Genomic DNA, 26563 nt, shown 5'->3' with positions numbered 1-26563 from the left:
GGCAAGCGCAAAACCGGCGCATTGCTCTGGCAAAACGCCATCGGCCCGATAGGATGCGCGAATGAAGTTCTTCTCCACCAAATCGCGCCCCATACATCTTGGTCCCTACCCGATGGAACGTCTGCTGCGCCAAGACAGTGCTGACCTGACCATATGCCCACCCGCAGAGCCGCTAAGCTTCGCACATCCCGACGCGCCGCAAAGCATCGTCAACGCTATGGCTGAATATCAGGCGATGCTCGATGCGATCGGGGACGGGCTGGTCAACAAGACCAAGGCTGACTGCCCATCCGACCTTACCGAACGCGCCAACCACGTCAAAAGCTTCGGCTATTTCGCGGACGCAAGCTGCGTCGGGATGTGTGAGCTTCCGCAAAGCGCTGTTCTGGCGCAGCCACATCGCAACCCTGACATTGACGCGCTAGCGGAGGCATTGCGCACCCGGCAGACCAAAACGCTGGCCTCAGGCATCGATGTGATCATGGCCAATCTGCGCGACAGTATGGAGGCTGGGCCAACTGGTATCGGCGGCCACACCCATGCCATTGTCTTTTTGTACGAGCATCCGCGCGATCCCGACCCATCGGAGCCGGGCTATGAGTGGATCAAAGATGCTCAAGCACATCGCGCCGCGCTCAGGGCAAATGAAACCGCCTGCGTCATCGGTAATTATCTACGCGTGTTGGGCTTTGACGCGAAATCGCACAGTGCCTCCTCCAGTGATGTGGATTTGGGTCAGCTGGCCGTCGCGGCGGGGGTTGCGACCGTTGAAGAAGGCGCCCTGACGCATCCCTATCTGGGCACAGGCTTTGGCCTCGCTGCCGTAACGACGACGTTTGAGGTAACGACTGATAGGCCCTTGCGCCCGCTGGCCCGGCAACCACGGTCAAAGACCCACGGGCTGGCCTGGCAGATCGGCAAAGGCACGGAGAAATCGGCGCATACCCGGACGCTGTTTGCCAAGCGCCGCTATGTCGACGGCGCACACCCGTTTGAGCGGCTCAAAAGGGTCGACACGCCCACCACCTATATCGACGAGCCCAATGTCGCACGCGTGCCCAAGCGCACCGACATGTTTGCACGGGCCTTGTTTGGTGACATGGGAAAGACCAATCAGAAAGCGGCAACCAACGGGCACTACGCCCTCAAAGCGGCGCCTTCCGCCGCGCAACGCCGCGCGCTCGGGGCTTTCGTGCTACTGCAAGACGGCGATCCGGAGGGCGCACCACAAAAGCTCGACCCGGTCGCCGCCGCAGAACATATCAAGGCTGCGAGCTACTTTTTGGGCGTAGACGCGGTTGGCATTTCGCGCTGCCCAGACTGGGCATGGTACAGCCATGATGCTCGCGGTGAGGTGCTGGTGCCGCCACACGACAACGCAATCTCCATGATAGTCGATCAGGGTTTTGAAACCATGGCGGGCTCCAGCGGCGATGACTGGATCGCCGTCGCCCAATCCATGCGCGCCTATTTGCGGTTTTCGCTGCTGGGTGGGGTCATCGCCAAGCAAATCCGTCGGTTGGGGTATTCCGCCAAGGCGCATACAGTGATTGACGGCGAAGTCTTGCAGCCGCCGCTTTTGTTGCTGTCAGGTCTGGGCGAGGTCAGCCGGATCGGCGAGGTTATCCTGAACCCGTATCTGGGCCCGCGTCTGAAATCAGGCGTTGTGACCACCGACCTGCCACTCGCCCATGACAAGCCCATTGATTTCGGTCTGCAGAGCTTTTGCGAAAGCTGCAACAAATGCGCGCGCGAATGCCCGTCCGGCGCGATCACCGCCGGGCCAAAGCTGATGTTCAACGGCTATGAAATCTGGAAATCCGACAGCCAAAAATGCACCTCCTACCGGATCACAACGCCGGGCGGCGCAATGTGCGGGCGCTGCATGAAAACCTGCCCTTGGAACCTTGAGGGTTTGTTTGCGGAAGCCCCGTTCCGCTGGGCCGCGATGCATATTCCAAAATCAGCACCACTGCTCGCCAAGCTCGATGACTTTGTTGGCAATGGCGATTTGAACCCGGTCAAAAAATGGTGGTGGGATCTCGAACTGGAAGAGGACGGCGGCTATCGCCCAACACGGCATCCCGTCAACACAAGGGGGCTGCAAAAAGACCTTGATCTGCGTTTTGAAGATCAAACTTTGGCAGTCTACCCCGCACCATTGGCACCCCATCCTTACCCCTACCCGTTCCCGATGGACCGTGAGGCTGGCATCGACGCCTATAAGAAGATGATCAGCGCATCGGAGTATCGCCGCCGACTGAACGCCGGCACACTCGACGGCGTGGTGCATCGCTACTCAAACGACGCCGAAAGCCCGGTCATCCCCGTGATCGTCAGCAAGGTGGAGAAAATGTCGGAATCGGTCACGAAGTATGAGTTCCGCCGCGAAGACGGGCAGGATCTGCCCGCATGGCAGGCGGGCGCGCATCTCGATATCGTCGTAGCCCCCGAATTCTTGCGGCAATATTCCATGTCTGGCGATCCTGCGGACCGGTCGCATTACCAAATTGGAGTGTTGCGCGAAGATCACGGGCGCGGCGGCTCGGCATTGCTGCACCGAATTTTCAGCGAAGGGCGCAAAGTCTTTATCGCCCCGCCGATCAACCATTTCCCAGTTGCCGCAGATGCGACACGGCACTTGTTGATGGGCGGCGGTATTGGCATCACCCCGATGATCGCCATGGCCCATGAACTGCATAAGGCGGGCCGCGATTTTGAGCTGCACTATTCGGTGAAAGACCGGGCGGGTGCAGGTTTTCTGGACGACTTGGCTGCGGTCCCTTGGGCCGCGAAGGCGCATATACATGTCTCAGCAGAGGGTACGCGCGCCGATCTAGGCACGTTCTTGGCGGGTTATCAGAAAGGTTGGCACGTCTACACGTGCGGCCCTGACGCGTTCATGAACGCTGTGTTGCAAGAAGCTGAAAACTGCGGCTTCCCGGAAGACGCGCGCCATATGGAATATTTCGCCACGCCGGAGACGCCCGACTGGGTCAATACGCCATTCACGCTCAAACTCGCGCGGTCAGGTCGCAGTTTGCATGTACCTGCGGACAAATCGGCCAGCGAGGTGCTGCTTGAGAACGGCATCCACGTCGATATGAAATGCTCCGACGGGATTTGCGGTGTGTGCAAATGCGGGCTTAGGTCCGGCGATGTCGAGCATCGTGACTTTGTGCTGTCAAAAGACCAACGTACCCGCGAAATCATCCTGTGCCAGTCGCGGGCCGCTGAGCCAGGTGGTGAGATCGAAATAGAGCTTTGAACCGGGTTTTACCGCCGATTTCGTCCGGGGATTGTGGCTGGACGTCTTGGAACCATTGGCCGAATATGGCGTGATCCGTTTCACTTGACCAAAGGCGCACCGCACCATGACACCATCCTTCAAAACACGCATGCTGTCGGGCGAGACGCTGGTGGGAACTTTCCTGAAGACCCCGGCGCATGAAATGATCGAGGTTTTAGCAAAATCAAATCTCGACTTCATCTGCATTGACGCCGAACACGCGCCCTTTGATCGTGGCAGATTGGATATGTGCCTGGCAATCGCGCGTGCGCTCGAGATGCCGACGCTGGTGCGGGTGCCTGTGGGCGCGCCGGTCGAGTTACTTAAAGCGCTCGACAGCGGGGCGACGGGCATTGTGGTGCCGCATATCGACACGGTTGAAAAGGCACGCGACATCGCACGCGCCGGTCGGTTCGGGCATGGCGGTCGCGGCTATGCGGGTTCCACGCGTTGGGCCGGGTTTGCGACCCGCCCAATGTCCGACGTGCTTCAGCAAAGCATCGATGAGACGGTCATCATTGCGCAAATCGAAGAGCCCGAGGGCGTCGAGGCAGCATCACAAATTGCAGCCGTCGATGGCATCGATGGGCTGTTCGTCGGCCCCGCAGATTTGGCAGTCTGTTTTGGAACCACGGACCCATCAGATCCGAAAGTGCTGGAGGCGATGCGCAGCACGGGCGAAGCTGCGAAAGCCAATGACAAGGCGTTTATGACCTTCGCCGGCAGCGCGGCCCAGGGGCCCACGCTCAAGGCATTGGGCGTTACAATGTTCTTTGTCGCCTCGGAACATGCCTTCATGCTGCGCGGCGCAAATGCCGAGGCAGACGCACTTCATTCAGACCAGTAGCCAGTCGCCACAACGCTAAGCTTGAACCGGGCCAAACATCACTTTGTTGATCGCTTTCGAAATGCTCGATTTGTCGAACGGCTTGGAGATCAGGACAAAATCGTCCTCATTGGCCCCGACAAGTTCGCTTTCCGCATAGCCGGACATGAAGAGCACTTTTGCCTGCGGCTGAACCTTCTTCAGATCCCGCGAAAAATCGACACCGCTGCGCGTGCCGGGCAGCAATATATCGACAAGAAACAGATGCACTGTTGGGTTATCTTGTGCGAAAGCGCTCGCCTCATCCGCGGTTGAAGAGGTGGACACTTTATATCCAAGCGACGCGACGATGCGCGACACGGTTTCCAACACATAAGGGTTGTCCTCAAGGATATGAATGTGTTCGTCATTGCCGGGCAAAGTCAGCTGCGGCTTCGCCTTTGGCTCTTTCGCACCTGTTCCGCTTGCGCGCGGAAGGTAGAAATAAACCGCGGTACCTTCCCCCGGCTCGCTCACAATCCGTGCATCGCCGCGCGACTGGCGCGAGAAGCCCAAAACCATCGACAAGCCCAGCCCGCTGCCCTCGCCAATACCTTTGGTGGTGAAAAACGGCTCAAACGCCTTTTGGCGCGTCGCGGCATCCATGCCCCGTCCTTGGTCCTTCAACGAAATCTCGACATAGTCTCCGGGCTCAAGATGCAGCCCTTGAAGGCTGAGCATTTCCTTTGCCGTTCTGTTGGCGCATGTGATGACCAGATCGCCACCTTTGGGCATCGCATCGCGCGCGTTCAGCGCCAAGTTGAGTATCGCGGTCTCTATTTGGGTCGGGTCGGCGTAGACGGGCCAAAGCTCCGTCGGGGCGGCATAGGTCACTTCGACGGTTTCACTGATCGCACGCAGCAACGTGCCTTTGATCCGCGGTATCGTAACATTCAAATCAACGCGCTTCGGTATCAGCGTTTGTTGCTTGGCAAAGGCCAGCAAATGCCGCGTCAAATCCGCGCCGCGCTGTGCTGCGCTCTTAATCGCGCCCGTCAGATCGGGCTCGCCCACCTCCAGCTCCTCCAGCAGCTCCGCATTGCCTTGGATCACCGTCAGCAGGTTGTTGAAATCATGCGCCAGCCCGCCGGTCAGCTGACCAATGGCTTCCATCCTTTGTGATGCGAGCAACGTCACCTCAAGCTCTTTGCGCTTGGTGATATTCGTGAGCAACCCGGCAGAGCGCAGGACCTTGCCTCGCGCGTCATAGACGCATTTTCCTTGGCAATGAAACCAAAGAACACGGCCATCTTTGCAAATGATGCGCATTTCATGTGACAGGGGACGGTCGTGGTGAAACAGGTGTTCTGACAGTTTCTGCTGGTAATCCGCCAGGTCATCGGGGTGCACAATACTGTCGAACCTATGCATCGCCAGCAGGCTCATAAACTCATCTTTGGTGTATCCCAAAGCATGTATGAAACTTGGCGACAAAAAGAGCCTGTCTGCGGCAACGTCCCAATCCCAAATCGCGGCGGTCTGAACCGCAAGCTCGTAGCGTTCACGCGACACACGCAACTTGTCGGAGCTTTCCTCGACCGCGCTTTTCAACGCTTCTTTTTCGCTCTCCTGGCGGGCGCGCAGCCGTGCTTGTTCGGTGACATCTTCTTCGCTCAGGACGATGACATATTCGCCTGTGATCGGGTCACGCCCTTTTCGAACGCCAACCATATGTGTGCGCACACCGCCTTGGGTGCGCATCTCGGCCTCCCAGCTTTCAGTGCTATTGGCCAAAGCAAGGTCAAGAACCTTGTCTGCGTCCACAGGATCGTGAAACCGCGACTGCAAATCGGTTACGTCCTGCGATGTACGCCGCAGCGCGCCAAAACAGGCCAAGGCGGCGGGGTTTTGCGCAAGCAAACGCCCATCCAGCGAAAAGGTTGTGATCAACAGCGAGGTCGCGCGCGCCGCCTCCAGCAAGCGCCAGGTTTCGTTGTCCGCGTCGCGTTCGAGCAACTGCAACAGCTCAATCAGAATACCATTGGTATTGTTGGCGATCTTGACTGGTTGGAAGGACAAAACGACCGTTTGCGGAACCCCGTCAGGGTACAAGGTCCATGTGTCTGACACGCGTGTCTCATGCGATGCCAGATCGACGATCTGACGCAGGCGTTCGCGCACTGTGACGCTGTCGCTTGAAAAGTCGCGCGACTGCATCTCCGAGAGGCTATCCGCCTTCCAGAAAGCCAGTCCCTGATCATTCGCCCACCAAATGTTGTGTTTGTCTGCATCAAAGATCCAAACAGGTGTCGACAGATGCGTAAGTTGGCGAAGATCGGAAAGATCTTCAAACTTCAAGCGTTCCAAAAAAATAGACTTTTATAAAACAATTCCAGATAGCTTGAGCGTTAACGATGATTTAATCAAGTTCAATCCCCGACGGCGGGGCGGCCGACAACGGCGAAAAGCGGCCATCATAGAACTCAGTCACAGGGCGCACCCAGACCGTGCCGTCAGCATCATCATATATCACGACATCACTCCGATCCGTTTCAAGAACGCCGGCCATCAACACCCGGTAAAGACCACCCTTTTTGTGCATATGCGTCGGTGCCCAACCGGGTAGCGCAGGCACCGCTGGCGTCGGGCCTTTAGGCGCCGCAATAGGGTCGTCGGGTGCGCGTCGGCGAAAGATCCCGCCGACGCCGCGCAGGGCTGTCTCAATAAAAGTCATACCCCAGTTAGGCCATTATGCTGCCAAAACGGAACCCGTAATGTCATTGGGCCGGTAAGTTGTGCAGCCCTTGCAGCCCCGCCTGTAGGCTTCCCGGTAGATATTCTGAAAGTCATCAAAAGAGATTTCTTCAGGGCAATTCACTGTCTTGGAAATGCCGCTATCAACCCATTTCTGTGCCGCTGCCTGAATACGCAAGTGATCCGTCGGGCTAAGGTCTGCAACCGTCACAAACGCCTCGCCCAGCGCAGCGTCTTTCCCATACACCTTTCGGTACAGGTAGACCGCGTAGTCCTCGACCAACTCTTCCGATTTCGTGCCGTCCGGCAGCGTGATCTTACGGCGGTAGCTCGTCGAAAAGATCGGCTCGATCCCTGAAGACACATTGCCCCCAAACATTGATGTCGTGCCCGTCGGCGCGATTGTCGTCAGTGCGCCATTGCGCAACCCGTGTTTCGCAATCGCTGCGCGCACATCATCATCAAGGTTTTGCACCGAAGCGCTGGTCAAATGCGCCTCGCGGTCGAAGGCAGGGAAGACCCCGCGCTCAGCCGCAAGCCGTGCGGACGCCAGATAAGCCGCGTTTTGGATCGTACGCATCCAGTGCTCGATCAGCTCAACCGACGCCGCGCTGCCATATTTCACTCCAAGCATGACCAAAGCGTCGGCCACGCCAGTGACGCCAATGCCAATCCGGCGTTTCGCTTGCGCTTCTTGAACCTGCTCCGGCGTCGCAAATTCCGAAACGTCCAATGTATTATCAAGCAGACGTACAGCCGTCCCAACATGCTCTTTCAGAGCATCAAGATCCAGGCGCGCCGCATCCCGGAACGGGGTTTTCACGAGCCGCGCAAGGTTGATTGATGCCAACGGACATGTGCCATTTGGCGGCAATGGCTGCTCAGCGCATGAATTTGTGGCAGAAATAGTCTCGACGTAGCTAAGCGGGTTCAGCGCGTTGATACGGTCAATAAACAGCACCCCAGGCTCGGCCGCTTTGTAGTTCTGTTCCATGATCTTGGTCCAAAGCAGCTCAGCATCGATTGTCTTAACAACCTCGCCGTTCCAGCGCAGATCCCATGTCTTTTTTTCGGCAACCGCCTGCATGAAAGCGTCGCTGATCATCACCGAAAGGTTAAAATTGCGCATCCGCGCGGGATCTGATTTGGCGACAATAAACTGTTCAATATCGGGATGATCATCGCGCAGCGTGCCCATCATCGCGCCGCGTCCCATACCCGTCACAAGCATGCGGCACACAGCGTCGCAAATATCCATCGCCGCCAGCGGGCCAGCGGCTGGACAGTCCAACCCGTCAACCACGAAACCGCGGGGCCGCAGCGTTGAAAAGTCGAACCCGATACCGCCGCCCATCTTCATCGTGAGCGCCGCTTCTTTCACCACGTCCATGATCCCCTCAACCGAGTCAGGAAGTGTTTTCATGACGAACGTATTGGAAAGTGTCACCGATTTTTGCGACCCTGCCCCAACCAGTATGCGCCCTGCCGGGAGCAGTTTGAACCCGCGCATGGCCTCGTAGAACTGTTCCTCATAAATGGGTTTGTCGCCCTCGAACTCGCCTGCAGCGAGCGCTTTGGCCACGCGCCTCCAAGTGTGTTCGACAGCAAAGTCATTAATCTTGCCGTTCTTCCTGTCTTGATATTTAGCACGCCAAATCTGTTCTGAAATCGGTTGGTCAAACGCGACCGGGTAAAGTGCGGACTGTGAAAAGTGGTACATAATTCCCCCAAAGGTTGCAGCTAATTCGAAATTTTTTTTCAAAGAATTTTCGATAAACCCAAAATAGGTCGAAATGTACCGTAACAACAGTAACAGGTGTAAATACTCTGTTAATTGGTTAACTCGATCACACGCGGAGGCGTCGCGCGTCTGCGCTGCCTGTACGAACAAAAAATCTTCGGCTCAACGCAAGTTAATTTGCGCTCAGAACACGGTACGCACTTCGTCACTCCAGGTCATGACTGAGATCATTCTTCTGCACTGTCTCAATCATGGTTACGAAAGGTTTGGCAGTTTTGGTAAAGTTTTATTTGAACTGAAAATGCAAAGGTTTCAGGCGTTTAATACGCTTTAAGGAATGGCATTTACGTCTCCGTCAAAAGTAGCTCGGAGATTGCAAAATGACAAAACTATACGCGTGCCTTGGATCGGGAAATTGCTTTAAACCATGGCTGGCCATGACGCAGCTTGGGGTACCCTTTGACCTTAGCCTCATCAATGTTCTTTCCGGCGAGCAAAAGTCAGAGTCTTACCTAAAAATTAACCCTTTAGGTGTGGTGCCCTACCTAGAGGTTGATGAAAAAATGGGCATTGGTGAAAGCAATGCGATGCTCTGGTACCTGTGCGAGGGCACGAACTTGATGCCTCAATCGCCCGCGGGGCGCGCCGAAGCACTGCAATGGATGTTTTTCGAGCAATCCAAACTGGAACCGTTTATCTCGCCCGCCCGCTTCTTTACGACCATTTTACCAGAGCAACGAGAGGACCGTGCAAACGATATCGCAACGTGGCAGTCATGTGCGCGGCCGGGCCTGGAGCGTTTGAACGCGCATTTGGAAAAACGCCAGTTCATGCTTGAAGAAGGCTATTCAATCGCTGACATCGCCCTCTTTGGATATGTGCATGTATTGGATGAAGCCGGTCTGAGCTTCGACGACTTTCCAGCCATCGGCCACTGGGTCGCCACCGTCGAAGCAACCGACGGGTTCAAGCCGCTCAGCGCGCTGGGCGCGGTGCAGGTCAAGGCAGCCTGATCACCTGGGGCTCAGAATGAGAAAAGCAGACATCAATCTGACATCTGTGTCGCCGGTCAATGGCGATACAGTCTCTGCCGTCGCAATGACGGAAGACCTGCGTCTTCTGTCACAAAGGCTGGAGACTGCAGTTTGGATATTTGACATTGATTTCTGCCGCATACTCTACGCCAACGAAAGTGCGTGCGACCTGTGGCAAGCTAAGTCAGAAGACGCGTTGCGCGAACGTGACCTTAGCAAGGATATGTCAAACAAAGTCGCCGAACGTCTGCGCCAGTATCAGGCCGATTTTCTGGAGTTTGACACGACCTTCCGGGAGGTTTGGACCCTTTACCCGGGGGGCGTGCCAACCAGCCTGCAAGTGGTTTTCCGGGGTTTCAAATTGGCCGACGGGCGCATGGCCATGCTATGCGAAGTGGCGTCCAATGCGGAAAAGGAGCCCGAAAGCCTCAGAAGCGCCGAAGCATTGCTGCACACCGATGTGATGATTTCCTTGTTCGAAAGAGGTGGCTCTCCTTTTTACTTGAACCCAGCCGCACGGGCATCCTCGACATCGCCACATATACGCATTTCCGAAAAATTTTTGCATGAAAGCGACTACAAAATACTGTCCAGCAAGCTGGAGCGTTTTGGCGAGCACCGCATGATCGCCAAAGTGAAAACCAAAGCAGGTATGAGATGGCATGACGTTTCGGCCAAAACCTGCTCCGACGCTGTGACTGGCAAACCGTCGATCTTGATCACCGAAATTGACGTCAGCGAACTCAAAAATGCCCGCGACAAAGCGAGATATCTCGCTGATAGCGACCAGCTGACCGGGTGCTTTAATCGCAGCTACCTGATGCAACACATCGCGATGCTCGAAAAATATAATATCGAAAACTGCGCCTTGCTGAGTTTCGACATCGACAAATTCAAGCAAATCAATGACACCTACGGCCATGAGATGGGCGATGTCATCCTCCAAAAAATCGCCGCTCGCGTGCGTGCATCCGCAAGAGCCAATGACATTGTTGTCCGCCTGGGGGGTGATGAATTTTTAGTCGTTTTTGAAAACATCGAGGGGCGGGACGAGCTCGAGAAAACCGTCACACGCATTCAGGAGGTGGTTTCCGAACCGATCACGCATGACGACACCAAAATTAAAGCCACGGTCAGCATCGGCATTGCAACGTTTAACCCACGCGAGTCCGACTTTGCGGAGGTGATGCGCGAGGCGGATGTTGCGCTTTACGCATCAAAGCAAGGGGGCCGAAATCGCGCGACATTTTTCAATGAAGAAATGGGGGAACGGGCACGCACGCGAGCTCAAATCGAAACAGAGCTCAAACGCGCTGTCGAGAACCAGGAATTTGAACTTTTCTATCAACCCCGGATCGAGCTTAAGACCGGTCGTATTGTCTCTGCCGAAGCGTTGGTTCGATGGCGTCATCCCGAGCGTGGTTTGGTTGCGCCGGGCGAATTCATCCCGATTTGCGAAGAAACAGGCCTGATCGAAGAACTTGGCCACATAATTTTGAGACTGGGTTGTGCAAATGCAATCGAATGGAACGAAGCCGGCAAGGACTTGCAGGTTTCGATCAACATTTCTCCACGCCAATTCGCCGACGCGCGCTTGATGGAGGCGCTCTGCGAGATCTCAAAACGCGAAAACTTCCCAACCCACAAAATCGAACTCGAGATCACAGAATCCGTACTCGTCGGTGACCTCGATGAGATTGAAGAGAAGCTAAAAACGATCTCGGATATGGGGTACCGGATTGCGATCGACGACTTTGGAACAGGCTACTCAAATCTGTCCTATATTTCACGGTTCCCGCTGAATTGCCTGAAGATAGACCAGTCTTTCATAAGTCAGCTCCCCAAGAGTGGACCAATACTTGAACTTATCCTAACTCTTGCAAATCAGATCGGTGCAACAGTCGTCTCCGAAGGCGTGGAAACCAAGGAACAACTCGACTGGCTCCAAGATCGCGCCTGCGAACAGGTTCAAGGCTTTTACTTTGCCCGCCCGTTGCCGGTCGATGATTTCTTGAAGCTCACATCAGAACGCGTTTTTGAAACGATACGCACCGCGCAGAAGGACTGATTTGTCCACGTCGCAACCCAGTTGCACTGCAAACCGACCATGTCGAAAATTCGGGCTGCAGCAAGGTCATAGACGAACGACAAATACCACCATCATAGAAATTCCTGCACCGCTTCGGCTGACAGTGCCGCATGACACCAGCATCTGGTCGAGTTGTTGTTGGCGGCGCCAAACACTCCCTGCTACAGTTTTCCTTGCTATGACCAGAAAGATACGTTTGGCGACGTCGCGCAAGCGCTTCACGACAATGGGGGCTTCGATTGTCCAACAAAACTATATCGACACATGCATCCGCCGAAGATGTGCGCAATGACAACATCCAGATCTATGTCGACGGTGAGATTCTGCATCGAGACAGCGCAAAAGTGTCCGTCTACGACTCTGGCTTCATGCTTGGCGACGGGGTCTGGGAAGGGTTAAGGCTCTATGACAACACCCTGCCCTTTATTGACGCGCATCTCGACCGGCTCTTTGAGGCCGCTCTTTATATAGACCTCGACATTGGCAAGACGCGCGATCAGCTCAAAGAAGCAATCCAACAGACGCTGCAGGCCAACAACATGACCACGGATGTGCATATCCGGCTGATGGTGACGCGGGGCAGAAAGAAAAAGCCATTTCAGCACCCGCATCTCAGCATATTTGGCAGCACGATCGTGATTATCGCCGAACACTCCAAGCCTGACGAAAGCATTGTCGAGCGTGGCATTCGGCTTCACACGGTGCCCCATCACCGCGGGCTACCGCTGACCCAAGACGCAAAGCTCAATTCGCACTCGAAACTGAACTGCATCATCGCCTTGAATCACGCTATTCGCGCGGGCGCCGATGAGGCCCTGATGCTCGATCCTTTCGGCTTTGTGAACACAACAAATGCCTGCAATTTTTTCATCGTCCGCAAGGGCGAGGTTTGGACCTCCACAGGGGACTACTGCATGAACGGGATCACGCGGCAAAAGGTGATCGACCTTTGCACAGAAAATGCCATTCCCGTTTTTGAACGAAACTTTTCTCTGGTCGACACATACAGCGCAGATGAGGCCTTCCTGACCGGAACGTTCGGTGCACAAACCCCGGTATTCGAAATTGACGGTCGTACAATTGGCGCGGACAAGGCGGGGCCCGTTTTCATGCGCCTCAGGGAACTCTACAAAGATCTCATTGCGCGGCAAGGCACATAGGCGACCCGAAGTGATCGACGCAAGATGCAGGCCCAAATCATGACGCCCTCATTGCCATCTCTGCAAGCGCTTCAGCTGTTTCGCGCCTTGGCCGCGTCGGGTTCCGTCAAGGAAACGGCCACGCGGCTGAATGTGTCGACCAGCACCGTGTCCTATCAATTGAAATCTCTCGAAACGCTGCTTGGCGCACAGCTAGTCGAGCATGGCACGCGCCCGATGTCACTGACTGCAAAAGGCGTCATTTATCTGCGCTATGTCGACGAGATAATGGCCCTGTTGGAGCAAGGATATCGCGACCTTCAATCCAACGAAATGTCCGACCTCCGCCATCTACGGCTTGGTGTGATCGACGATTTTGAAAGCGATATTGGCCCTGAAATCAACCGCATGCTCAGGACGGCCTTACCAAAATGCAAATTCGCCAGCCACACCAGACCCAGCCATGAGATATTGGCAATGCTGCAAGAGCGCGCCCTCGACATTGGCCTCGCGACGCAGCCCCAGATACCATTGCCCGATTTGGTCGAATACCCGCTTTTGCGCGATCCGTTTGTCTTGGCGGTGCCGTTAAGCTTCTCGGACCCAGCCGGCGCGTTGCTGCGCGAACCATCTCCCCTTCCATTCTTGCGATATACCGGGTCGCAGATCATGGGACGTATGATCGACGCGCAGCTCAGCCGTCTCAAAGTCAAGCTGGACACGGCGTTCGAGCTGGACAGCACGGCCTCCATTTTCGGCCTGATCGCGCAGGGCGACGGATGGGCAATCACGACGCCTAGCAATTTCGCACGCGCCCGACGGTTTCACGACCAGATCAAATTGCTCCCATTTCCGCAAAAATCATTCGCCAGGACGATATCGCTGTATCAGGCCAATACCGCCGCCACTGATGTTGCGTCCTTGATCTCGACGGCCATGCGCAGCTTGCTGACCAGCCACGTGATCGTACCAACGACGCGCAAATATCCTTGGCTGGCAGGCCATTTCAACGTTCTGCAGGAACGACCCTAAAGGATCGAGAACTGATCGCGGATCGCGCGCTCTTGCGACGTGCTCAGATAGTTTGGCCGGTGGTCGGACAAAATGCGCTGCGCCTCGGTTTTGGCCCGCGCCCAAGACTGCTGCGCACCGCCATCTTCCCATGTTTTGGGTTGGTCGCGATCAGCAAGTTTCGGATAATGGTAGTCGCGTTCCATCGCGGCATGGGTCAGGTCATTGCCCAGAAAATGCCCATCACCAAGCACCGCCTCGCAGATTGACCCGTAGCCAAGGTTTTCATCGGTGACTTCTATGCCGCGCAGCGCGCGGTAGGTCATCGCATGCATTTCATTGTCGAGGATAAATGCCTCAAAACTTGCGCCCAACAGCGACGCCGTCATGCCAGAGCTTTCATAGATCAGATTGCCGCCAGCCAAAGCCGCTGCCAGACTTGTCATCCCTTTTTCGAGCCCATGCTGCGCGTCGATCGCCTTCGCGTCGGTCATCGAACAGGCAACTCCCGAAGGCAGCCCCAACCAGTTCGATATTTGCGCCGACGCCGCGTTCAAAACGGTCGCCTCGCCGCCCGCGCCCGCAAAGGCGCCACTGCGCAAGTCAATCACCAATGGCCAGTTTGAAAACACCATAGGGAAGCCCGGCGACAGGGTGTTGACCATGACAAGACTTGCCAGCGTTTCCGCCAAAGACTGCGCCAGAAACCCGGCCAAAGTTGCAGGCGCCGTCGCACCCGCCTGGGCCGCCGTGATACAGGACATCGGAATATTGTGCTCGATGCATTTGTAGACCACGTCAACCGCATCCTCGCCAAACCGCATAGGCGAAATGATCGGGCTGATATGTGCCTTTACGAAGGGTCGTTTCGCGAACTCCCCCTCACCTCCCGCCGCAATATCAAACAGACGCACAATCGGGTCGACGGTTTCGGCCAGCGTAAAGGCCGTGGCCACAGGCTTTGTGGTGTTCTTAAGCAGCGCAAAGGCCGTGTTCACATCCAGATCAAAGGTGCCCGGAACATCCGTTGCGATGCAGCACCGCGTGAACCAGGCGACATTATCCAAGACATCCTGCAAGCGCGTAAAATCATGCAAATCTGCCAGCGTGGATGGTCGGTAGAGCCCGGTCTCCAGATCAAGCGTGTTCACCGCAGCACCGCCCGTGCCGAAATAAACACGGTCGCCGCCCACCTCAATCGACCGATTTGGGTCACGGCCATGAAAAACGAACGTCTTCGCGGCCTTATCAATCGCGTCCTCGACAAGCGTTTTTGGAAACCCGATGCGACCCGCGCCAAGATCGGTGGCACCTGCCGCGCTCAAATCCTGCCACAGTCGATCCGGCACCTCACCAAGCCCAAGATCGGATAACAGGCGCAAAGCTGTTTGGTAGATGTTTTGGATTTCCGGTTCGGAAAGCGGTTTGTAAAACCCGCCCCTCTGGCCGGGTGCAGCTGGGTTAACATCAAGCGGTCTGGCGCGCTTTGCCAAACGGGCGTCACGTCCTGCACGTCGCATGTCTGTCTCGCCCTCCGGAATGCCCTAAACGTTAACCGGACACCAACGGACGCGCATATCGCAACCGCTTTCCCTTAAATCCTAAAAATTCGGATTTCTTATTTCAAATTTTAGATTTTCATAATGGAACGTTGACCAAAGCGATGCAGTTGGGGCCAGTAACATGACGCAATTCAAAAGGTGACACATGAAAACGCAAACCCGCACTGTTGTTATTGGCGGCGGCATCGCCGGATGCTCAACCCTGTATCACCTGACCCAGGAAGGCTGGACTGACGTGGTCCTTCTGGAACGCGATGAGCTGACCTCCGGCACCACTTGGCATTCCGCCGCGCAGGTCACGAATTTCGGCATGAACCAAACCATGGTCGGGCTGAAAACCCATTCGATCAAGCTGTACCAAGAGCTGCGCGACGACCCCGATTACCCTGTCAGCTACAATCACGGCGACGGCGGCATCAGGCTGGCCAATACCCAGGCCCAGATGGACGGTTACCGCCATTTTGCGTCGATGGCGCGCGGCATGGATGTCGAATTTGAAGTGATCGACGCCGCCGAATGCGCGCGCCGCCATCCGCTGATCTCTACCGACAACCTTCTCGGTGGGTTGTGGGATGGAAATGACGGCGACATTGACCCCGCCAGCCTGTGCCAAGCGCTCGCCAGACGCGCCCGCAAAGCGGGTGCCGAGGTTTACCGCAACACCCCCGTAACCGGCCTGACCCAAAACCCAGATGACAGCTGGACGGTGCACACAGATCAGGGCGACATCACCTGCGAGGTTGTCGTAAACGCCTGCGGCTACCGCGTGAATGAGGTCGGAGCGATGATGGGCATCCACCACCCGGTCATGTCGATGGAACACCAATATTTCGTCACCGAAGAGATCCCTGCGATCCGCGACGCAGGCCACAGGATGCCGCTACTGCGCTGCCCGATCAGCGATTATTACAGCCGTCAGGAAAAGAACGGCCTCTTGGTGGGCTTTTACGAACAAGACTGCAAAACCTGGGGCATGGACGGCATCGACCCGCATTTCGTCAATGCGCTTTGCCCCGATGATCTGGACCGCATCACCGATGTGTTGGAAGGCGCGTTCGCCCGCATGCCGGTCCTTGAAGAGGTCGGCATCCATACCGTCGTCAACGGCCCGATCACCTACACTATCGACGGCGCGCCGCTGGTGGGCCCAATCCCCGGCAAGCGCAACGCGTATTGCATCATCGGCCTGCGCGCGGGTCTTGGCGAAGGTGGCGGGCATGGCTGGCTTCTGGCCCAGCAGATCGTACATGGCGAGGCCTGCTACGACACCTGGTGCCTCGATCCACGACGTTTCACCGGGCATACAAATGTCGAATTGACAGCGCTCAAGGCCATCGAAGACTACCAAAACGAGTTCCGCTTTCACTTCCCGAACGAACACCGCCCCGCCGGACGCATGGCCAAAACCACACCGCTCACCCCCGTCTTGGAGGCGGAAGGCGCCGAATTTACCGTCGTGAACGGATGGGAACGCGCGGAATATTTCAAACCTGCCCCAGATTTCCACGTGGCCCACAGCTTCAAATTTGACGAGGCGCATGACGTGGTCGCGCAAGAGGTCGCCGCCATCCAGAACGCCGCAGGCCTGTGTGAGGTCAATGGGTTCAATAGGTTCGAAATCACCGGCCGCGACGCGCAAAGCTTTCTCGACCGCATGATCTGTGGGCGCCTGCCACGCAAAACCGGACGCGTCGGCTTGGCCTATCTTCTCAATCACCAAGGCATGGTCAAATCAGAGGCCACGATTGCCAATTTGCCCGCCAGCGACCGTGGACCGGCACGCATCTGGTACGGATCGGCAGCGGCCTCCGAATTCCATGACATGGATTGGCTGACGCAGCACATTGCACCCGCAGAGGATGTCTCGATCCGTTCTTTGACTAACGACCAGACCATCCTTGTCCTCGCAGGCCCCAAGGCCCGCGCAGTTCTGCAAACGGTCAGCCGCGGCGACTGGTCGAAGGAGGCTTTCCCTTGGCTGTCAGTTCGCGAATGTTTCATCGGGATCGCGCCCGCGACAGTCATGGCCGTCAGCTTCTCAGGCGAGCTGGCATATGAAATCCATATCCCCAACGCCTCCCTCTGGTCCGCCTATCGCAGCTTGCGCCAAGCTGGTGATCCGCTCGGGTTGAAGCTGTTTGGCGCTTTGGCTGTCGAATCCATGCGTCTGGAAATGGGGTATTTGCACTGGAAAGCCGACATTCTGACCGAATTCGACCCGTTTGAAACCGGCCTCGACCGGTTTGTGACCATGGACAAGGACAATTTTGTGGGCAAATCGGCCCTTTTGGAACGCGCGAAATCGCCGCCCCAAAAACGGCTGACAACGCTTCTGGTCGACAGCACCGACGATCACGCGCATGGCGGCGCTTCCGTGATGGCACAAGGCCGCGTCGTGGGCACCGTGACCTCGGGCGGCTTCGGGCATCGAACGCAAAAAAACATCGCCTATGCCTATATGGACGCCGCGGTGCTGGACGCAAACGAACCGCTCGAAATCGATATGTTGGGCCGCATGGTTAAGGCGCAACCGACAACCGCAAATCTCTACGATCCGCAGATGACCCGGGTGCGCGAATAGCCGCAAGGGCTTGCGACGGATCGCTGAGACAGGCAAGCTTTCCAGACCAAGTCGACGTTCGCAAATTCTGGCGCGTCGGACAAAAGCCGAAGCAACTAGGAGATGCGCCCATGACCTGTGTTTTCGTTCAAATTCGCTGCGCGCCTGGCACGACATATCAGGTCGCCGACGCGCTTGCCCTGCGCGAAATTCATTCGGAAATGTATTCGACCAGCGGCGAATATGACTTGTTGCTGAAGATTTATGTCCCCGACGGAAAAGACGTCGGGCGTTACATCAACGACAACATCAGCCCAGTTGACGGCATCGAGCGCACGCTGACAACAATCACATTTTCAGCATTTTGAGCTTTGCGCCACCAATGCTAACATTGCGCCGTAGAATGGCGAAAGGGACACATAATGACTTCGCTGCCTGAGCTTCACATGGACCAAAAACCGGACGTAACGTCGTTCTTCGATCCGCAATCGAACACGATCAGCTATGTGGTTAAAGATCCCGGCAGCAATGCCTGCGCAGTGATCGATGCGGTGATGAATTTCGACTACGCCGCGGGCCGGCTCAGCTTTGACTGCGCCGATGAGATGATCGCTCATATCGAAGACCAGAAGCTGTCGCTGGAGTGGATTATCGAGACCCATGTCCATGCCGATCATCTGTCAGGCGCGCCCTATGTTCAGCGCAAGCTCGGTGGCAAAATCGGGATTGGGGAACATATTCAAACGGTTCAGGACACGTTTGGCAAAGTCTTCAACGAAGGCACTGAATTCCAACGCGACGGATCGCAATTCGACGCCCTGTTCACAGATGGCCAGACCTACCAAATCGGCGGGCTCGATTGCGTTGCCCTGCACACGCCCGGCCACACGCCTGCATGCATGGTTCACATCATGGGAAATGCGGCCTTCGCGGGTGATACGTTGTTCATGCCCGATGGCGGCTCGGCGCGGGCAGATTTTCCGGGCGGCGATGCAGGGCAGCTCTACGACTCGATCCAGCGTGTCCTGAGCCTGCCTGACGATTTGCGGCTCTTTGTCTGCCATGACTACGGCCCCGGCGGCAGATCAATTGCGTGGGAAACCACGGTTGGCGCGCAACGCGCCGCAAATATCCACGTCGGCGGCGGCACCAGCCGCGAAGAGTTCGTGAAAATGCGCAGCGAACGCGACGCACAATTGGCCATGCCCAAACTGATCATCCCCGCCTTGCAAGTGAACATGCGCGCGGGCGACATGCCCATCGATCCGGCGGGCAACATGATGCTGAAAGTACCGGTGAACAAGCTCTAGAAAACCGTCGAGACTGGCTGCGACAGCAGCCCGCATTCTGGAAGCAACGCGTCGGATACTATAAATCCGCCCGCCGCTTGGGCTCAAAAACGATCCGATCTGCCAGAGTTGTGATTTGTCTCTCCCAAGCTCGGCGTTAGCTTGCTCGAAAGCACCCTAGCCTCGGAGCCCCCAAATGCGCGCCCTCATCCTCCTTGCAGCCTCCCTTTTTGCAACGCCCGCTCTCGCCTGTGGCCCCGATACCGACTGCATGGTCGGCGAACGGCACTACCGTATCTCAATGCCCGCAGGTCATGACGGCACCACAAAAGTTGGCGCAATTGTCTGGGCGCATGGTTATCGCGGCTCGGCCAGGGGAATGATGCGCAACAAGGGTTTCCTGAACGCAATGTCTGAAATGGGCCTTGCCGTCATTGCCTTGAAATCGGCTGATGATGACTGGGTGCTGCCGAATTCGCCCCGCCGCAGCAATATCGATGGCAGCATCGAGTTCAACTATCTCGACGCCGTCATTGCCGACGCCTCGGCCAAATTCGCAATTGATACGGACCGTATGATGATGTCGGGCTTTAGCGCAGGCGGGATGATGACATGGAATGTGGCCTGTGCGCGGCCCGCGCTCTTTGCGGGCTTCGCGCCCGTCTCCGGCACGTTCTGGCTGGAACCGCCCGCAACCTGCGCCAACCCCGTGACCAGCATCATCCACATGCATGGCGACGATGACCCGACGGTTCCTCTCACCGGGCGACCCATCGCCGACACCCACCAAGGGGCGGTTGCCGATAGTCTTAAGATGTACGCAAAATTTGGCGATTTCGGCGCGCCCGAGCCGCGCAGCACCGTGATGTTCGACTGCCTTGACCAGCGCAATGCGGCCGGTGACATCCTCGAATTCTGCCTGTTTGAGGGCGGCCACTCCTTCCGCAGCGATTATGTAAAATACGCGTGGGAAAGACTGGCCGCCGAGGGAAAGCTCTAAAGCATCATTTGGTAGGTGACAGGCACGTAGTTGAACCCGTCATCCTTGGCCTCGACATAGCCCATGCCGGGCCACGGCATGTGGTAGCCCACCATCGGCACCCGGTCAGCGGCGAGCATGCCCAAAACCTTGCGGCGCGACGCGGCAGCGGCGGCCTTGTCCATGTCAAAGCGCACTTCCCAATCCGGGTGTGCCAGTGACCAGACATAGTGGTTCGCCAGATCGGCCATCAACAACAGCTGCTTGCCGCCGCTCTCCAGCATATAAGTCATATGCCCCGGCGTATGCCCAAATGCCCCCATGGCGGTGATGCCCGACACAATAGACGCCCCGTCATCAATCATCGAAAACTTCTCATTCAACGGCGCGACCTTGGCATTGAACGTGTCATTTGCTGCGCCTGACCAGTGGTTATGCTCCACGGCGCCAGTGATGTAGGCAGCATTGGTGAAGGTTTCGCCAGCGTCGCCCATCAGCCCGCCAATGTGGTCCCCATGCATATGGGTGATCACCACATGCGTAATGTCGCCTGCAGCATACCCCGCCGCGCCCAGCGCGCCGGTGATGCTGTCAGGGCTCAGCCCGGTATCGAACAAAATCACCTCACTGCCGGTGTTGACCACCGTCGGCGTGAAGAAAAATTGCGCCACATCGATTGGCAAAAACGCCGCGTCGGATGCTGCTTTGAAGGTCTCCGCATCGACATTCATACCAAATATCTTTTGCGGCTCTTCGACGGGTCGGGTGCCCGCAAGCAAGGTCGTCACCTCAAAATCGCCCAGCTGGGCACGACGAAATTTCGACAAGCCAGGACCTTTGGCGGCATGCCCATCAGCGCGGGCCGAGGTGGCGGTCAAAAGCGCAGGCGTTGCAAGCGGCAAAGCCGCCCCAAGTTTCAAAGCGCTGCGGCGGGACAGGATCGATGGCATCAGAAACACTCCTTGTTGGATATTGTTAACCACAACATAGCGCGCGGATGGCAAAAGGGGATGACGACTGCGTGAACGTCCGCCGGATATGGACTTTCGCGGCGGGCTGTGTTTCACCCGCGCCAAGCCCCAAAGGACCAAAATCATGACCGTCACCCGCTTCGCCCCCTCGCCCACAGGCTATCTGCATGTCGGCAACCTGCGCACCGCCTTGTTCAACTACCTGATCGCCAAAAAGGCGGGCGGGCAGTTCATCCTGCGGCTCGATGACACCGATCCGGCGCGTTCGAAGCCTGAATACGCGGATGCGATCAAGCAGGACCTTGAATGGCTCGGGCTCGAATGGGACCGGGTGGAAACACAATCCTCTCGCCTCGACCGCTACGCCGAAGCCGCCGACAGGCTGCGCGCGGCAGGCCGGTTTTATGAAGCGTTCGAAACCCCGACCGAGCTGGACTTGAAGCGCAAAAAGCAACTCAACATGGGCAACCCGCCGGTCTATGATCGCGCCGCACTCGATTTGTCGGACGCCGAAAAAGACGCCCTCCGCGCAGAACGCGGGTCTGGCGTGTGGCGTTTCAAGCTTGATCACGCGCGCATCAATTGGGCCGACGGCATTCTGGGCGATATTTCCATCGACGCCGCCAGCGTGTCCGACCCGGTGCTTATTCGCGGCGACGGGCAAGTCCTCTATACCATCGCCTCCGTGGTGGATGACACCGAAATGGGCATCACGCATGTCGTGCGCGGCTCGGATCATGTCACCAACACCGCAACTCAAATCCAAATTATCGAGGCTTTGGGCGGCACCGTGCCCGCCTTCGCTCACCATTCCCTGCTGACCGGCCCGCAAGGTGAAGCGCTGTCCAAACGCCTCGGCACGCTCGCCCTGCGCGACCTGCACGACAACGGCGTCGAGCCGCTGGCCCTGCTCAGCCATATGGCGCGCATCGGCTCCTCCGACCCGGTTGAGTTGCGCAGCTCGATGGCCGAGCTGATCGACGGGTTTGATCTGTCGCATTTCGGCGCGGCACCCACGAAATTCGATGTCGAAGACCTCTATCCGCTCACGGCGAAACATCTGCACGGGCTCGACCTGTCAGCCGTCAAAACCGATCTCGACGCGCTCGGCGTTCCAAGCGACCTGCAGTCCGCGTTCTGGAATGTCGCCCGCGACAACATCACCACGCGCAAGGATCTGGCGACATGGTGGATGCTATGTCGTGACGGCGCAGACCCGGTGATCGACGCTGAGGACGCGGATTTTGTGGCGCAGGCGCTGGGTATGCTGCCAGCCGCCCCGCATAGTGACACGACGTGGTCGGAATGGACCTCCGCGGTGAAGGCGGCCACCGGCCGCAAAGGCCGTGGCCTGTTCATGCCACTCAGAAAAGCGCTCACCGGTATGCAGCACGGACCCGACATGGGCCAGCTTCTGCCGCTTTTGCAGGTGATCAAAGCCAAATAGGCTTCGTTTTGTCAGAAATACTCTGGGTGGCTGCCCGCGTGGCGGAGGGTGAAACCCGCCAAGAACGCATTCAATCGCGGGCGGCGCAGCCGCACTATGATCCAGACACCCAAGCCTCGACCAGCGCGATAGCCTCCGGGCTGTCCCAATGAAAATCACCCACGGCGCGGGCCACTTCGCGCCCATCGGCGTCGATGAAGATCGACACGGGCAGCCCCGGCGCGCGCGCCTCGCGCGGCAGCTTCATTCCCGCGTCAAACAGCTTCGGCAGGTTGTCCAATTGTTTCTCGGCAAAAAACGCGTCCACCGCAGGTCGGGCGTTGCGCCCAACAGCCAATGTCACCACTTCGAAATTTCCCTCAACGGCGCCATCCAACGCATTTAGCGCAGGCATTTCCTTCACGCAGGGTGCGCACCACAGGGCCCAAAAATTCAACAGGATCGGCGTGCCGCGATAGGCGTCTAGAGATGTCAGCTGGCCATCCGCATCCAAAAAACCCGACAATGCCAGATCGCGCGGTTCCGCGTGGAACTGGATGCGGCCCAACTCGCCCACGGCCAGCCCCATAAGCCGCCCCATATCGGCAGCCGCGGGGTTGCCCATCAGGCACAGCCCCGCGTATAGGACCAAGGATCGAAACAGACGCATAGTGCCACTCCAGCAAGGCCAGCCACAGATGACTGACGCAAATTCCAAAACCCAAAGCGCAAACACAATGTGGGGCGGGCGCTTCGCCGCTGGTCCCGACGCGATCATGGAGGCAATCAATGCCTCCATCGGGTTTGACCAGCGAATGGCGGCCCAGGATATCCAGGGCTCCCGCGCCCACGCCGCAATGCTCGCGGCCCAAGGCATCCTGACGGATAACGACGCGGAGGCGATCCGTGAAGGCCTCCTCACGGTCTTGTCAGAGATCGAGACCGGAAAGTTTGACTTCAAACCTGCCCTTGAAGACATCCACATGAACGTGGAGGCCCGCCTGAAAGATATCGTGGGCGAGCCCGCAGGCCGCCTGCACACGGGCCGGTCCCGCAATGATCAGGTCGCAACCGATTTCAAACTCTGGGTCCGCGACCAGATCGACGCCGCCATCACCGGTATCGAGGCGCTTCAAAAAGCATTTCTTGCGCAGGCAGAGGCCGGTGCCGACTGGGTCATGCCCGGCTTCACCCATCTGCAAACCGCCCAACCTGTCACATGGGGCCACCACATGATGGCCTATGTCGAGATGCTTGGCCGCGACGCATCGCGTTTCAAAGACGCCCGCGCGCGGATGAATGAAAGCCCGCTCGGCGCCGCCGCTTTGGCCGGCACCAGCTTCAATATCGACCGTGACGTCACGGCTGCGGCTCTGGGGTTCGACCGTCCGGCGGCAAACTCGCTCGACGCCGTGTCGGATCGCGACTTCGCGCTCGATTTTCTCTCCGCCGCATCGATCTGCGCCATGCATCTTAGCCGCTTTGCCGAAGAGCTGGTGATCTGGTCCTCGGCACAGTTCCGCTTCGTGACGCTGTCCGATCGCTTCTCGACCGGCTCCTCCATCATGCCGCAAAAGAAAAACCCCGATGCGGCCGAGCTGATCCGCGCCAAGGTTGCGCGCATCTTCGGGGCCAACACAGCGCTGATGATCGTCATGAAGGGCCTGCCGCTGGCCTATTCAAAAGACATGCAAGAAGACAAGGAACAGGTCTTTGATGCCGCCGACAACCTGATGCTGGCCTTGGCTGCCATGACCGGCATGGTCAGCGATATGAGCGCAAATCAGCCCGCGCTTGGGCAAGCCGCCGCCAGCGGTTTTTCCACCGCCACCGATCTGGCCGATTGGTTGGTGCGCGCCCTTGATATGCCCTTCCGCGACGCCCATCATGTGACGGGCAGTCTGGTGAAACTGGCTGAGGACAAGGGCTGCGACCTGCCCGACCTCAGCTTGTCAGAAATGCAGGCAGTCCACAGCGCGATCACGGACGATGTGTTCGGCGTGCTGGGCGTGCAAAACTCCGTCGCCAGCCGCACAAGCTATGGCGGCACCGCGCCCGCGCAGGTCCGGGTACAAATTGACCGGTGGAAGGAAAAACTGGGATGACACGTTTTCTGGCAGCACTCGCGCTTGCGGCCCTTGCGGCTTGCGGCGTCGACGGCGAACCAACCACGCCCACTGCGGCGATCACGGCGGACGCAAGCACCGCGTCGGCACAAGCCTAAACGCGACGCACCCCACAGCCCTTGCAAATAGGCCCCTTTAGGGGTGAAGTGAATTCACAGGCGCACGCATGCGCATAGAGTAAGAAGTAAACAAACATGGATAAAATCCCAATGACGCCGAAAGGCTTCAAAGCCCTCGACGGCGAATTGAAGCAGCTGAAGGTCGAAGAACGCCCCGCTATCATTCAGGCGATTGCCGAGGCGCGCGAGCATGGCGATCTGTCGGAAAACGCCGAATACCACTCCGCCAAGGAGAAGCAGTCTTTCATCGAGGGCCGCATAAAGGAACTTGAAGGTATGATCGGCCTCGCGCAGGTCATCGACCCCACAACCCTGTCTGGCAGCATCAAGTTTGGCGCAACCGTCAAGCTGATCGACGAGGAAACCGAGGAAGAGAAAACCTACCAAATCGTGGGCGAGCAGGAAGCCGACATCCATAGCGGGCTTTTGAATATCAGCTCGCCCCTAGCCCGCGCCCTGATCGGCAAGGAAGAGGGCGACAGCGTCGAAGTGCGCACACCCGGCGGCACCAAAGACTATGAGGTTTTGGAAATCTCCTATATTTAAGAGTGACCCCTGAACGGGGCAGCGGGGGCTGGACAATGAACGACGAGACGACAGGCCAAGAAGTATTGCCGCCGCAGCCCATAACCGGGCAGGCGAAAGGGGCAATGCATTTGGGTGCCTATGCCCGCCCAGATCGCGGGCTGGTTGCAGCAGACATTATCGCAATTGCCTTGACCGGGCTCTGGCTGATCGGCGTCGTGATTTACTTCCTGTTTCTGCGCCCGGCGGAAACCCAAAGCACCCAATCGGGCTGGATCCTGTCGATGTTGGCAATTTTCCTGCCGATTGCGCTGATCTGGATCGGCACAACCGTCGCCAAAACCGCCGCCGTCATGCGCCAGGAATCCGCCCGCCTGCAAGGCGCCATCGACGCCATGCGCAACGCCTATATCCAGCAAAGCCAGCTCGCGCCCGCTGGCCTGAAACCAACCGTTGAAAAGAAGCTCGAAGAAATCGCGGCCTCCCAAAAGCAGACCGAATTCGCAATTGCCACCTTCGCCACGTCGCGCGAAGCCAATCTGCTGCCCCCCGCCGCAGAACAGCCCGCCCTGATCCAACCCGGTGTGGCGCAAGGCGAAAGCCAGCCCGGGCTGGCGCTGGGCACACCGCCCGAAGCGCTTGCACCTGCCTTGTCGGTCAGCGACTTCATCGGTGCGCTCAACTTTCCTGAAAATGAAAATGACGCAGAAGGCTTCCGCCAGCTGCGCCGTGCCCTTGCCGACAACAATAGCGGCAAGCTGGTGCGCGCCTCGCAAGACGTGCTGACACTGCTCAGCCAGGACGGCATCTACATGGACGACCTGCGCCCCGACCGGTCCCGGCCAGAGCTGTGGCGCAAATTTGCGGACGGGCAGCGTGGCTCAGGCATTTCGGGGATTGGCGGCATCCATGACCGCTCGGGTCTGGCCCTTGCAACGGGTCGGATGCGCTCCGATCCGATCTTTCGCGACGCGGTGCACCACTTCCTGCGCCAATTTGACAAAACCTTCGCCAAATTCGCCGAACATGCCACCGATGACGACATTGTCCGCCTGTCCGACACCCGAACAGCCCGCGCCTTCATGCTGCTGGGCCGCGTCGCTGGTACGTTCGACTAACGCTCAGGCGTCGCGAAGGCCCATGA

The 26563-nt window shown here is 57.6% G+C and carries 21 protein-coding genes; 15 read left to right on the top strand and 6 right to left on the bottom strand.

The window, feature by feature from the left end; translation table 11 throughout:
• Positions 1-61: 61 nt before the first annotated feature.
• Together ACZ1G7_RS14970 and ACZ1G7_RS14965 are read left to right on the top strand one after the other, a co-directional pair.
• Entirely contained in the window at positions 62-3268 is a 3207-nt protein-coding gene (locus tag ACZ1G7_RS14970) for a 2Fe-2S iron-sulfur cluster-binding protein (RefSeq protein ID WP_472660186.1), read from the top strand.
• A 106-nt stretch (positions 3269-3374) separates the two neighbouring features.
• Positions 3375-4136 (top strand): HpcH/HpaI aldolase family protein, encoded by a 762-nt coding sequence (locus ACZ1G7_RS14965; protein WP_472660185.1) that lies wholly within the window; start codon positions 3375-3377, stop codon positions 4134-4136.
• A gap of 15 nt (positions 4137-4151) precedes the next feature.
• On the opposite strand, the gene ACZ1G7_RS14960 is transcribed toward ACZ1G7_RS14965, so the two are convergent.
• Genes ACZ1G7_RS14960 through ACZ1G7_RS14950 form a run of 3 tightly spaced genes read right to left on the bottom strand, consistent with a single transcriptional unit; the run spans position 4152 to position 8568 of the window.
• A complete protein-coding gene (locus ACZ1G7_RS14960; protein ID WP_472660184.1) occupies positions 4152-6461 on the bottom strand; it encodes a hybrid sensor histidine kinase/response regulator in 2310 nt (769 codons plus the stop codon).
• A 52-nt stretch (positions 6462-6513) separates the two neighbouring features.
• Positions 6514-6828: a DUF1653 domain-containing protein gene (locus tag ACZ1G7_RS14955; RefSeq protein ID WP_472660183.1), complete on the bottom strand. Its 315-nt coding sequence runs from the start codon at positions 6826-6828 to the stop codon at positions 6514-6516.
• A gap of 15 nt (positions 6829-6843) precedes the next feature.
• Entirely contained in the window at positions 6844-8568 is a 1725-nt protein-coding gene (locus ACZ1G7_RS14950; protein ID WP_472660182.1) for an adenosylcobalamin-dependent ribonucleoside-diphosphate reductase, read from the bottom strand.
• A 458-nt stretch (positions 8569-9026) separates the two neighbouring features.
• Here ACZ1G7_RS14950 and ACZ1G7_RS14945 point away from each other — a divergent pair, with 458 nt between their 5' ends.
• The 4 genes from ACZ1G7_RS14945 (at position 9027) to ACZ1G7_RS14930 (ending at position 13883) form a co-directional block, all read left to right on the top strand.
• Positions 9027-9602, top strand: a complete 576-nt coding sequence (locus tag ACZ1G7_RS14945) for a glutathione S-transferase family protein (protein WP_472660181.1) — start codon at positions 9027-9029, stop codon at positions 9600-9602.
• 382 nt (positions 9603-9984) lie between these two features.
• The gene (locus tag ACZ1G7_RS14940; RefSeq protein ID WP_472660180.1) at positions 9985-11691 is read left to right on the top strand and encodes a putative bifunctional diguanylate cyclase/phosphodiesterase; all 1707 of its coding nucleotides are present in this window, start codon (positions 9985-9987) and stop codon (positions 11689-11691) included.
• Between the two features lie 260 nt (positions 11692-11951).
• Positions 11952-12872 (top strand): aminotransferase class IV, encoded by a 921-nt coding sequence (locus tag ACZ1G7_RS14935; protein ID WP_472660179.1) that lies wholly within the window; start codon positions 11952-11954, stop codon positions 12870-12872.
• 39 nt (positions 12873-12911) lie between these two features.
• Entirely contained in the window at positions 12912-13883 is a 972-nt protein-coding gene (locus tag ACZ1G7_RS14930) for a LysR family transcriptional regulator (RefSeq protein ID WP_472660178.1), read from the top strand.
• On the opposite strand, the gene ACZ1G7_RS14925 is transcribed toward ACZ1G7_RS14930, so the two are convergent.
• A complete protein-coding gene (locus tag ACZ1G7_RS14925; RefSeq protein WP_472660177.1) occupies positions 13880-15382 on the bottom strand; it encodes a trimethylamine methyltransferase family protein in 1503 nt (500 codons plus the stop codon). The genes ACZ1G7_RS14930 and ACZ1G7_RS14925 overlap by 4 nt on opposite strands.
• A gap of 187 nt (positions 15383-15569) precedes the next feature.
• Here ACZ1G7_RS14925 and ACZ1G7_RS14920 point away from each other — a divergent pair, with 187 nt between their 5' ends.
• The 4 genes from ACZ1G7_RS14920 (at position 15570) to ACZ1G7_RS14905 (ending at position 20273) form a co-directional block, all read left to right on the top strand.
• On the top strand, positions 15570-18005 hold the full coding sequence (locus ACZ1G7_RS14920; protein ID WP_472660176.1) for a GcvT family protein: 2436 nt from the start codon (positions 15570-15572) through the stop codon (positions 18003-18005).
• Between the two features lie 110 nt (positions 18006-18115).
• Complete coding sequence (locus ACZ1G7_RS14915; protein ID WP_472660175.1) at positions 18116-18352, top strand: Lrp/AsnC family transcriptional regulator; 237 nt, start codon at positions 18116-18118, stop codon at positions 18350-18352.
• A gap of 54 nt (positions 18353-18406) precedes the next feature.
• Positions 18407-19294 carry an MBL fold metallo-hydrolase gene (locus ACZ1G7_RS14910; RefSeq protein WP_472660174.1) on the top strand — a complete coding sequence of 296 codons (888 nt, stop codon included), beginning with the start codon at positions 18407-18409 and terminating at the stop codon, positions 19292-19294.
• 175 nt (positions 19295-19469) lie between these two features.
• Complete coding sequence (locus ACZ1G7_RS14905; RefSeq protein WP_472660173.1) at positions 19470-20273, top strand: CE1 family esterase; 804 nt, start codon at positions 19470-19472, stop codon at positions 20271-20273.
• Here ACZ1G7_RS14905 and ACZ1G7_RS14900 read toward each other — a convergent pair.
• On the bottom strand, positions 20270-21202 hold the full coding sequence (locus tag ACZ1G7_RS14900; protein WP_472660172.1) for an MBL fold metallo-hydrolase: 933 nt from the start codon (positions 21200-21202) through the stop codon (positions 20270-20272). The genes ACZ1G7_RS14905 and ACZ1G7_RS14900 overlap by 4 nt on opposite strands.
• Positions 21203-21347: 145 nt before the next feature.
• Here ACZ1G7_RS14900 and gltX point away from each other — a divergent pair, with 145 nt between their 5' ends.
• Complete coding sequence (gltX, locus tag ACZ1G7_RS14895) at positions 21348-22670, top strand: glutamate--tRNA ligase (RefSeq protein ID WP_472660171.1); 1323 nt, start codon at positions 21348-21350, stop codon at positions 22668-22670.
• A 94-nt stretch (positions 22671-22764) separates the two neighbouring features.
• Here the strand turns inward: gltX and ACZ1G7_RS14890 are convergent, their stop codons facing one another.
• Complete coding sequence (locus ACZ1G7_RS14890; protein WP_472660170.1) at positions 22765-23319, bottom strand: TlpA disulfide reductase family protein; 555 nt, start codon at positions 23317-23319, stop codon at positions 22765-22767.
• 28 nt (positions 23320-23347) lie between these two features.
• Between ACZ1G7_RS14890 and argH the strand changes: the two genes are divergently transcribed.
• The 4 genes from argH to ACZ1G7_RS14870 all read left to right on the top strand — a co-directional run bounded on the left by argH (position 23348) and on the right by ACZ1G7_RS14870 (position 26537).
• Complete coding sequence (argH, locus tag ACZ1G7_RS14885; protein ID WP_472660169.1) at positions 23348-24754, top strand: argininosuccinate lyase; 1407 nt, start codon at positions 23348-23350, stop codon at positions 24752-24754.
• Positions 24751-24873 (top strand): hypothetical protein, encoded by a 123-nt coding sequence (locus ACZ1G7_RS14880; protein ID WP_472660168.1) that lies wholly within the window; start codon positions 24751-24753, stop codon positions 24871-24873. Before argH ends, ACZ1G7_RS14880 begins: the two co-directional genes overlap by 4 nt.
• Positions 24874-24969: 96 nt before the next feature.
• Positions 24970-25440 carry a transcription elongation factor GreA gene (greA, locus tag ACZ1G7_RS14875; RefSeq protein WP_472660167.1) on the top strand — a complete coding sequence of 157 codons (471 nt, stop codon included), beginning with the start codon at positions 24970-24972 and terminating at the stop codon, positions 25438-25440.
• A 35-nt stretch (positions 25441-25475) separates the two neighbouring features.
• Positions 25476-26537: a hypothetical protein gene (locus tag ACZ1G7_RS14870; protein ID WP_472660166.1), complete on the top strand. Its 1062-nt coding sequence runs from the start codon at positions 25476-25478 to the stop codon at positions 26535-26537.
• Positions 26538-26563 lie beyond the last annotated feature (26 nt).

The sequence above is a fragment of the Litoreibacter sp. JB4-2 genome, from assembly GCF_055693445.1.
The sequence above is the reverse complement of the archived record's forward strand: the minus strand, read 5'-3'. Positions and strand labels throughout refer to the sequence as shown.